Source organism: Clavibacter sp. VKM Ac-2873 (assembly GCF_015351075.1).
Taxonomy (GTDB): domain Bacteria; phylum Actinomycetota; class Actinomycetes; order Actinomycetales; family Microbacteriaceae; genus Clavibacter.
The window spans coordinates 339,408-349,060 of the sequence record NZ_JADKRS010000004.1 but is presented as its reverse complement, the minus strand read 5'-3'; the positions used below and the strand labels follow the sequence as shown (position 1 = coordinate 349,060).

10 protein-coding genes are annotated in these 9,653 nt (G+C 73.4%); 2 read left to right on the top strand and 8 right to left on the bottom strand.

The genetic code is table 11. The annotated features are described in order from the left end of the window. Positions 1-115: 115 nt before the first annotated feature. Positions 116-1,420: a tyrosine--tRNA ligase gene (gene tyrS, locus ITJ44_RS13405; protein WP_194636042.1), complete on the bottom strand. Its 1,305-nt coding sequence runs from the start codon at positions 1,418-1,420 to the stop codon at positions 116-118. Between the two features lie 202 nt (positions 1,421-1,622). Here tyrS and ITJ44_RS13400 point away from each other — a divergent pair, with 202 nt between their 5' ends. Next, positions 1,623-2,300, top strand: a complete 678-nt coding sequence (locus tag ITJ44_RS13400) for a DNA-binding protein (protein WP_194636041.1) — start codon at positions 1,623-1,625, stop codon at positions 2,298-2,300. Beyond that, positions 2,297-2,896 carry a hypothetical protein gene (locus tag ITJ44_RS13395; RefSeq protein WP_194636040.1) on the top strand — a complete coding sequence of 200 codons (600 nt, stop codon included), beginning with the start codon at positions 2,297-2,299 and terminating at the stop codon, positions 2,894-2,896. The genes ITJ44_RS13400 and ITJ44_RS13395 overlap by 4 nt, the downstream gene beginning before the upstream one ends. Before the next feature lie 18 nt (positions 2,897-2,914). Here ITJ44_RS13395 and ITJ44_RS13390 read toward each other — a convergent pair whose 3' ends face one another. The 7 genes from ITJ44_RS13390 to argB all read right to left on the bottom strand — a co-directional run bounded on the left by ITJ44_RS13390 (position 2,915) and on the right by argB (position 9,642). Next, entirely contained in the window at positions 2,915-3,529 is a 615-nt protein-coding gene (locus tag ITJ44_RS13390; RefSeq protein WP_194636039.1) for a DNA-3-methyladenine glycosylase, read from the bottom strand. A 7-nt stretch (positions 3,530-3,536) separates the two neighbouring features. Then, positions 3,537-3,674 carry a hypothetical protein gene (locus ITJ44_RS13385; RefSeq protein ID WP_194636038.1) on the bottom strand — a complete coding sequence of 46 codons (138 nt, stop codon included), beginning with the start codon at positions 3,672-3,674 and terminating at the stop codon, positions 3,537-3,539. After that, positions 3,671-5,152: an argininosuccinate lyase gene (gene argH, locus ITJ44_RS13380; RefSeq protein WP_194636037.1), complete on the bottom strand. Its 1,482-nt coding sequence runs from the start codon at positions 5,150-5,152 to the stop codon at positions 3,671-3,673. The genes ITJ44_RS13385 and argH overlap by 4 nt, the downstream gene beginning before the upstream one ends. A gap of 4 nt (positions 5,153-5,156) precedes the next feature. Then, complete coding sequence (locus ITJ44_RS13375; protein WP_194636036.1) at positions 5,157-6,395, bottom strand: argininosuccinate synthase; 1,239 nt, start codon at positions 6,393-6,395, stop codon at positions 5,157-5,159. 47 nt (positions 6,396-6,442) lie between these two features. Further along, the gene (gene argF, locus ITJ44_RS13370) at positions 6,443-7,366 is read right to left on the bottom strand and encodes an ornithine carbamoyltransferase (protein ID WP_194636035.1); all 924 of its coding nucleotides are present in this window, start codon (positions 7,364-7,366) and stop codon (positions 6,443-6,445) included. 150 nt (positions 7,367-7,516) lie between these two features. Then, complete coding sequence (locus ITJ44_RS13365) at positions 7,517-8,734, bottom strand: acetylornithine transaminase (protein WP_194636034.1); 1,218 nt, start codon at positions 8,732-8,734, stop codon at positions 7,517-7,519. After that, positions 8,731-9,642: an acetylglutamate kinase gene (gene argB, locus ITJ44_RS13360; RefSeq protein ID WP_194636033.1), complete on the bottom strand. Its 912-nt coding sequence runs from the start codon at positions 9,640-9,642 to the stop codon at positions 8,731-8,733. The genes ITJ44_RS13365 and argB overlap by 4 nt, the downstream gene beginning before the upstream one ends. Positions 9,643-9,653 lie beyond the last annotated feature (11 nt).

Sequence of the window (9,653 nt, the reverse complement as noted above, 5' to 3'; positions counted from 1 at the left end):
GCCCGTTCCGGCGACAAGAGGAGACATTACGCGGACCACCCCACCCCCGCAAAACAACCCGCATCCCGGGCGTGTCGTACAGGCGTCCTCGGGGAAGACCCGATCACGGCTGCATTCAGCTGACGGTGAGGCCTGCGAGCGTCTTCTTGCCCCGGCGGATGACGGCGAAACTGCCGTGCAGGAGGTCGTCCACGACGGCCGCCGAATCGCTCACGGCCACGTTGTTGACGTACACGCCGCCCTGCGTGATCGCGCGCCGGGCCTCCCCTGCGCTCGAGACCAGCCCCGTGTCGACGAGGGCCTGGATCACCGTCGTGCCGGCCGGGATCTCCGCGGACGGCAGCTCGCCGAGGGCCGCGCGGAGCGTCGGCTCGTCGAGCGCGGTCAGCTCGCCCTGCCCGAACAGGGCCTGCGCCGCGGCGATCGCGGACTCCGTCGCCGCGACCCCGTGCACCAGCGACGTCACCTCCCACGCGAGCGCGCGCTGCGCCTCGCGCCGGAACGGCTCGGACTCCACGGCGCGGGCGAGCTCGTCGAGTCGCGCCCGGTCCAGGAACGTGAAGATGCGCAGACGGTGGATCACGTCGGCGTCGTCGGTGTTGAGCCAGAACTGGTAGAAGGCGTACGGGCTCGTGAGCTCGGGATCGAGCCACACCGCGTTGCCCTCGCTCTTGCCGAACTTGGTGCCGTCGGAGTTGGTGATCAGGGGCGTGCCGATGGCGTGCGCGGTGCTCCGCTCGCTGCGCCGGATCAGGTCGGTGCCGCTCGTGAGGTTGCCCCACTGGTCGCTGCCGCCGGTCTGCAGCACGCACCCGTACGTGCGGTGCAGCTCCCGGAAGTCGAGACCCTGCAGGATCTGGTAGCTGAACTCGGTGTAGCTGATGCCCTCGTCGGAGTTGAGGCGTGCGCTCACCGCGTCCTTCTTGAGCATGGTGCCCACCCGGAAGTGCTTGCCCACCTCGCGGAGGAAGTCGATGGCGCCCATGGGCGCCGTCCAGTCCAGGTTGTTCACGATCCGCACGGCGTTGTCGCCCTCGGGGCTGAGGAAGGCCGACACCTGGGCCTGCACGCGGCCCACCCACTCCGCCACGACCTCCGGGCTGTTGAGGGTGCGCTCGGCCGTGGGCCGGGGATCGCCGATGAGGCCGGTCGACCCGCCCACGAGGCCGAGCGGACGATGCCCGGCCAGCTGGAGGCGTCGCATCAGGAGCAGCTGCACGAGGTTCCCGAGGTGCAGGCTCGGCGCGGTGGGGTCGAAGCCGCAGTAGTAGGTGATGGGCGGACCGGACAGCAGCTCCTTCAGCGCATCCCGGTCCGTGGACACGTGCACGTACCCGCGCCAGACGATCTCCTCCCACACGTCCTCGAAGGACGGGTCGTTGCGCTGGGAGGAGAGGAGGTCGGGATCGGCGTTCGTCACCCGATCACGGTACCAGCGGGGCACCGCCGGGACGGGGGGACGCGGCGCGAGCCGACGGGTCGGACGTCGGTGGTCCGCGTCATGCTGGCGTGCACCGTCGGACGGGTGCATCAATCCGATGGCGTTGATCACATCGAGTCAAGTTCTGGGCATTGATGTGCCATCATCAAGCTCAGGGACTTGACAGATGTGAGGAGAGCGCATGTTCGCCATCACGGCCGACCAGAAGGCCAGCCGACACGACATCGACCGGGCCGGGACCGGACGGGACGACCTCGCCGCACGCTACGCGGGCCGCCTGGCGCTGCCGGTCGACCGCACGTCCGGCGACGAGGTGCAGGCGCTCGTCGCCGACGCCGCCACCGCCCTCGACATCGTGCTGCTGCTCACGCGCGCCGGGCACTGGAGCGTCGGCCTCGGGATCGGGACGGTGCGGATGCCGCTCCCGCGGGCGACGCGGGAGGCGACGGGCCCGGCGTTCATCGCCGCACGCGACGCGGTCACCACCGCCAAGCGGAGCGCCACGCGGTTCGCCCTCGCCACGGATCCGCCGACCGCGCGCGCCGACGGCGGCCCCGCATCCGGGCTGCCCGGCGCCGCGGAGGTGGAGGCGCTCATCACCCTGCTGCTGCTCGCACGGGACCGGCGCACCCCGCAGGGCTGGGACGTCGTCGACCGCATGTCCGACGGCGGGACGCAGCGCGAGGTGGCCGCCGCGCTCGGGATCACCCCGCAGGCGGTGAGCACGCGACTCCGCACGACCGGGTGGCGGGCCGAGCGCGCCGCCATCCCCGGGCTCGAGGCGCTGCTGGCGCACCTGGACGCCGGCGCATCGGCGGCAGGGGCTCCCGCGGGCACGCGGGACGGAGCGCGCTCGTGATCCCCGCGGGCACCCCGGCGGAGGTCGCGGCCTGGATCGTCCTCTGCGTGCTCACCACCGCGGCCCTCGTGCTCGCCCTGCTGGCCGTGCGCTCCCCGCGCGCGGGCACGGTCGCCGGGGCTGCCGCGGCTCTCGCCGCCGCGGTGATGCTGGGGCTCGCGCTCGACGGCGTCGCGTCCCCGCTGGTCGTCGGGTACCTCGGGCTCGTCGCCGTCGTGCTCGCGGTGCTGGGAGGCGGATCCGCGTCCACCGTCGTGCTCGCCCTCGCGACGCGCGGCTCGGTGCCGCCCGGTGCGTACGGCGGGATCCTGGTGGCGCCGCGTGGGCAGGAGGACGAGCCGGCCGCGCGGCGTCGGCCGACCCGTGAGGTGCTGCGGGGCGGTGCCACGATCGGCATGCTCGAACGGCTGGCCGTCGTGGCCGTCATCCTCGCGGGCTACCCCGAGGCGCTGGCGGTCGTCATCGCCATCAAGGGCGTCGGCCGCTTCTCCGAGCTCGGCGAAGCGGCGGAGGCGCGGGAGCGCTTCATCATCGGCACGCTCGTCAGCTGGCTGTGGGCCGCGACGTGCGCGGCGGTCGTGCTCGTCGTCCGCTAGCCCGCGAGCCGCGACCGCTCAGCGCCGGACGCGCGCCACGTGGGCGCGATAGGGCGAGACGGTGGGGTCGCCCGGCACCCAGAAGCGCCACGGGAAGAGCTCCCCGGATCCGCCCGGACCGGACACCCCCACGCGCGGACCCGATGCCGGCCGCGCGAGCGGCGCGTCCGGCAGGACGAGCGCGTACGGCGCCGCGTCGAGCGGCGCGCCGTCGTCGGACAGCGGGATGCCGAGCGCGACGGTGAGACGCGCGGGGCCGCGCGCCAGGTCGCGGTCGCGGACGGCGGCACCCCGGCGGCGCCGCGCGAGGTCGGCGCCCTCGACGATCTCGCCGGCGCGCAGCAGGACCCCGGCGCTCGCGCCCTCGGGACCGCAGACGATGTTCGCGCACGTGTGCATGCCGTATGTGAAGTACGCGTAGAGGCGGGCGGGCGGGCCGAACATCGTGGCGTTGCGCGCGCGCTTCCCGCGGAAGGCGTGCGATCCGGGATCCTCGCCCACCCCGCGGTACGCCTCCACCTCGGTCAGGCGCACGGAGACGCGGCCCTCGTCGGAGTCGCGCGACAGGATCGCGCCGAGGAGCGCGGGCGCGACCTCGACCGCGTCGCGCGCGAAGAAGGCCGCGTCGATCACGCGGGGATCAGATCAGCTCGCCGTTGAGGGTCGCGACGACCACCACGAACACCAGCACGGCGACGGCCACCCCGATGACGAGCGGCAGGAGCCAGCGGTGCCGCGGCTCGGGCCGCTCGGGACGACGGCCGTTGGACAGCGTCACGCCGACGCCTGCCCCGAGGACGACGCCCGGCGCTCGGCCGCGGCATCGGCCCGCGCCCGCAGCTCCGCCACGCGGCGCACCAGCTCGGCGCGCTGCTCGTCGACCCGGACACGCGCGGTGCCGCCGACGCCGTCGCGGCTCGCCACGGATCCCTCGATGCTCAGGACCTCGCGGACCTCCGGCACCAGGTGCGGCGAGACGGCCCGCAGGTCCTCGTCGGTCAGATCCTCGAGGCCGACGCCCCGGGACTCCGCGGCCTTCACGAGCTCGCCCGTGATCTCGTGCGCGTCGCGGAAGGCCACGCGGTGCTTCACCAGCCACTCGGCCACGTCGGTCGCGAGCGAGAAGCCCTGCGGGGCGAGCTCGGCCATGCGGTCGGCGTCGAAGCGCAAGGTCGCGATCATGCCGGTGAACGCGGGCAGCAGGACCTCCAGGGTCTGCACCGAGTCGAACACCGGCTCCTTGTCCTCCTGCAGGTCGCGGTTGTACGCGAGCGGGAGGCCCTTGAGGGTCGCCAGCAGGCCGGCCAGGTTGCCGATGAGCCGCCCGGACTTGCCGCGGGCGAGCTCCGCGATGTCGGGGTTCTTCTTCTGCGGCATGATCGACGACCCGGTCGAGTACGAGTCGCTCAGCGTGACGAACCCGAACTCGCGCGTGTTCCAGAGGATGATCTCCTCGCTGAGGCGCGACAGGTCGATGCCCACCTGCGCGAGCACGAACGCGAACTCGGCCACGACGTCGCGCGCCGCCGTGCCGTCGATCGAGTTCTCGGAGCTGCGCGCGAAGCCGAGGTCGCGGGCGACCGCGCCGGCGTCGAGGCCGAGGGTCGATCCCGCGAGCGCTCCGGATCCGTAGGGCGAGACGTCGGCGCGGGCGTCCCAGTCGGCGAGGCGGTCGAGGTCGCGGACCAGCGGCCAGCAGTGCGCGAGCAGGTGGTGCGCGAGGAGCACCGGCTGCGCGTGCTGCAGGTGCGTGCGGCCGGGCATGATCGCGCCGCCCGCCGCCTCGGCCTGCGCGGCCAGCGCGTCGACCAGCTGCACGAGCATCGCGTGGAGGGACGCCGCGTGGTCGCGCAGGTACATCCGGACGAGCGTGGCGATCTGGTCGTTGCGGCTGCGGCCCGCGCGGAGCTTGCCGCCGAGCTCGGTGCCCGCGATGTCCATGAGCCCGCGCTCGAGCGCGCCGTGCACGTCCTCGTCCGCCTCGGAGGCGACGAGCGCGCCCGAGCGCACGCGGTCCTCCAGGGTGTCGAGCGCCTGCAGCATGGCCTGCCGCTCGGCGTCCGACAGGTATCCGGCTGCCGCGAGGGCACGGGCGTGCGCCCGGGATCCGGCGATGTCGTACGGCGCCAGCTGCCAGTCGAAGTGCGTCGAGCGGCTGAGCGCCACGAGCTCGGGCGACGGGCCGCCGGCGAAGCGGCCGCCCCAGAGGGCGCCCGCCTCGCCCGCGCGGGAGGACGGATCCGTGCTCTCGGTCATGCGGCTACTCCGCGGCGGGCGCGGCGTCGGCCGCCAGCGCGGCCTGCTCGACCGTGAGGTCGCGACGCGCCGAGATCTTGCTCGGCAGCGACCACAGCTCGATGAAGCCCTTGGACAGCGACTGGTCGAACGTGTCGCCCGTGTCGTAGGTGGCGAGGTCGAAGTCGTACAGGCTCGACTCGCTGCGGCGGCCGGTGACGACCGCGCGTCCGCCGCGGAGCGTCATGCGGATGTCGCCGGAGACGTGGCGCTGCGAGTCCTCGATGAACGCGTCGAGCGAGCGCTTGAGGCCGGAGAACCAGAGCCCGTCGTAGACGAGGTTCGCCCAGTCCTTCTCGACGCCGCGCTTGTAGCGGCCGAGGTCGCGCTCGATGGTGAGGCTCTCGAGCTCCTCGTGCGCCTCGATGAGGGTCATGGCCGCGGGGGCCTCGTAGACCTCGCGGCTCTTGATGCCGACGAGCCGGTCCTCGACCACGTCGATCCGGCCGATGCCGTGCGCGCCGGCGGCGGCGTTGAGCTCCTGGACGATGCGCAGCGGCGAGTAGCGCACGCCGTCGATCGCGACGGGGACGCCCGCCTCGAACGTGATGGTGACCTCGGTCGCCTCGCGCAGCACGTCGGGGTCCTGCGTGTACTCGTAGAGGTCCTCGATGGGGCCGTTCCACGGGTCCTCGAGGAAGCCGGTCTCGACCGCGCGGCCCCACACGTTCTTGTCGATCGAGTACGGGCTCTTCTTGCTCTGCTCGATGGGCAGGTCGTGCTCGTTCGCGTAGACGATGGCCTTGTCGCGCGTGAGGGCGAGGTCGCGGACGGGCGCGATGGAGGTGAGGTCGGGCGCGAGCGCGGCGACGGCCGCCTCGAAGCGCACCTGGTCGTTGCCCTTGCCGGTGCAGCCGTGGGCGACGCTGTTCGCGCCGAGCTCGTGGGCGACGCGGGCGAGGTGCTTGGCGATCAGCGGGCGGCTGAGGCCCGAGACCAGCGGGTAGCGCTTCTGGTAGAGCGCGTTGGCCTTGAGCGCGGGCACGATGTAGTCGTCCGCGAACTCGTCCTTGGCGTCCACCACGACGGCCTCGACCGCGCCGCAGTCGAGCGCGCGCTGCCGGATGACCTCCATGTCCTCGCCGCCCTGGCCGACGTCGACGGCGAGGGCCACGACCTCCTTGCCGGTCGCGTCCTTGAGCCAGCCGATGCCGACCGAGGTGTCGAGTCCGCCGGAATATGCCAGTACCACGCGTTCGGCCATGCCGTTCTCCGTTTCGTTGCTGAGGTGTCTCGGGGTGTGGGGCTGCGTCAGGACTGGCGCAGGAGCCAGACGAGCAGCGCCTTCTGGGCATGGAGGCGGTTCTCCGCCTCGTCCCAGACCACCGATCGCGGGCCGTCGATGACCTCGGAGGCCACCTCGTATTCGCGGTCGGCGGGAAGGCAGTGCAGGAAGATCGCGTCGTCGACCGCGTGCTCCATGAGCTCGGTCGTGACCTGGTAGGCGCCGAGCTCGGCGAGCCGCACGGCCTTCTCCTCCTCGCGGCCCATCGACACCCAGGTGTCGGTGATGACGACGTCGGCGCCGGTGACGGCCTCGACGGGATCCGCGAGGATCTTGACCGAGCCGCCCGTGGACGCGGCGATGCGCTCGGCGTCGGCGACGACGGCGGCTGTCGGCACGTAGCCCGCGGGGGCGGCGATGCGGACGTGCATGCCCGCCGTCACCCCGCCGAGCAGGTAGGAGTGCGCCATGTTGCTCGCGCCGTCGCCGAGGAACACGAGGGTCTGGCCGGCGAGGTCGCCGCGGTGCTCCCGGATCGTGAGCAGGTCGGCGAGGATCTGGCACGGGTGGAAGTCGTCCGACAGGGCGTTGACGACGGGGACCCGCGTGCCGGCCGCCATCTCCTCGAGGCCGGACTGCGCGTAGGTGCGCCAGACGATGGCCGCGACCTGGCGCTCGAGCACGCGCGCGGTGTCGCTCGCGGTCTCCTTGCCGCCGAGCTGGCTGTTGGCGGTGCTGATGATCAGCGGGACGCCCCCGAGGTCGGCGATGCCGACGGCGAAGGAGACGCGCGTGCGGGTCGAGGACTTGTCGAAGATCACGGCGACCGTCTGCGGGCCCGCGAGGGGGCGCTCGGACCAGCGCTCGCGCTTCAGCTGCACCGCCAGATCGAGGACCTCGGCCTGCTCGGCCGGGGTCAGGTCGTCGTCGCGCAGGAAGTGGCGGGTCATCGCATCGCTCGCTCTCGGGGGACTGGCGGATCAGACAAGCCTAGGGGACGTGCGGGGGCGGATCCGTCCGCGGGCACCCCCGCGCGGGGGTGCCCGTCGGCGGGTGCGGCGGGAGGCGCAGGCGCTCGCGCCGGCGGCCTCCCGCCCGGGTCAGCGCAGGTGCGCCAGGGCGCGGCCGAACCGCTCGCGGAAGTCCCGCACCTCGGCGTCGCCCACGATGAGCGGCGGCGCGATGCGGAGGCTCCGCGCGTTCGGCGCGTTGATGATGAGGCCCTCGCCGAGCGCGGCGGCGGCGATCCGCCCGCCGTCCTCGTGGTGGAGGCCGACGCCGATGAGGAGGCCGCGCCCGCGCACCTCGGCGACGAGCGGGGAGTCGAGGCCCGTGATGGCGGCGCGGATCTCCTCCCCGCGTCGCGCGGCGTTCTCGACGAGCCCGGCCTCCTCGATCTCGGCGAGGACCGCGTCCCCGGCCGCGGTGGCCAGCGGGTTGCCGCCGAAGGTGGATCCGTGCTGGCCCTTCTGCAGGAGGTCGGCCGCGGCGTCGAACGCGACGAGCGCGCCGATGGGGACGCCGCCCGCGATGCCCTTGGCGATCGTGACCGCGTCGGGCCGCACGCCCTCGTGCTCGTAGGCGAACCAGCGCCCGGTGCGGCCGACGCCGGTCTGGATCTCGTCCAGGATGAGCAGCGCGCCGTGCTCGCGCGTGAGCTCGCGGGCGCGGCGGAGGAAGCCGGCGGGCAGGTCGACCACGCCGGCCTCGCCCTGGATCGGCTCCAGGATGAGCGCCTGGACGGTGTCGTCGATCGCCGCCTCGAGCGCCTCGAGCGTCGGCGCGATGTGCTCGACGCCGCCGGGCAGCGGCAGGAACGGCGCCTGCAGCGCGGGCTGCCCGGTGAGCGCGAGCGCGCCCATCGTGCGGCCGTGGAACGAGCCCTGCAGCGTGATGACGCGCGTGCGCCGGTCGGATCCGTTGCGGCGCGCGAGCTTGAACGCGGCCTCGTTCGCCTCCGCGCCCGAGTTGCCGAAGTAGACGCGGCCCGTGTCGCCCGCGCCCGTGATGCGGCGGAGGCGCTCGGCGAGCGCGATCTGCGGCGGCGTGGCGAAGTAGTTGGACACGTGCGCGAGCGTGGACACCTGCTCGGTGACGGCGCGGATCAGCGCCGGGTGCGCGTGCCCGAGCGAGTTGACGGCGATGCCGGCGAGGAAGTCGAGGTACTCGCGGCCCGTCGAGTCCCACACGCGGCAGCCCTCGCCGCGCACGAGCATGGCGAGCGGCGGCGGGGAGGAGCGCATCATGGCGGCCTGGAACCGGTCGGACCACTCGCTCTCGGTCTGGGTGGTGCGGCGCTCTGGCTGGGTCGTGGTCATGCGGGCACGACCTCCGTTCCGATTCCGTTCGTGGTGAAGATCTCGAGGAGCATCGAGTGCGGGATGCGGCCGTCGATGATCGCGGCCTTGGGCACTCCCCCGTCGACGGCCTCGAGGCATGCCGCCATCTTGGGGATCATGCCCGACTCGAGCGAGGGCAGCAGGGCGCGGAGCTCATCCGCGCGGATGTCGGAGACGAGGGATCCGCGGTCGGGCCAGTCGCGGTAGAGGCCGGCGACGTCGGTGAGGATCACGAGCTTCTCGGCGCCGAGGGCCACGGCGAGCGCGGCGGCCGCGGCGTCGGCGTTGACGTTGAGCGACACGGCCGGGTCGGACTCGTCGGGCGCGATGGACGAGACGACGGGGATGCGGCCGGCGTCGAGCTGCGCGAGCACGGCCGTGGGGTCGACGGAGACGACGTCGCCCACGAGGCCGAGGTCGACCTCGACGCCGTCGACGACCGCGCCACGGCGGCGGCCCGTGAAGAGCCCCGCGTCCTCGCCCGAGACGGCGGCAGCGAGCGGGCCGTGCGCGTTGATGCCGCGCACGACGTCGCGGCTGACCTGCCCGGTGAGCACCATGCGGACGACCTCGAGCACCTCGGGCGTGGTGACGCGGTATCCCCCGCGGAACTCGCTCTCGATGCCGAGGCGCGTGAGCATCGCGCTGATCTGCGGCCCCCCGCCGTGCACGACGACGGGACGCAGCCCCGCGTAGCGGAGGTAGACGACGTCCTCCGCGAAGGTGCGCGTGAGGTCCTCGTCGACCATGGCGTTGCCGCCGAACTTCACGACCACGATGCGGTCGTGGAAGCGCTGCAGCCACGACAGCGACTCGATGAGCGTCGCGGCCTTCGACTCGGCCTGCGCCTGGTCGCGCTCGGCGGCGTCCTGCGTGATGGCGGTCACGTCCGTCCCGT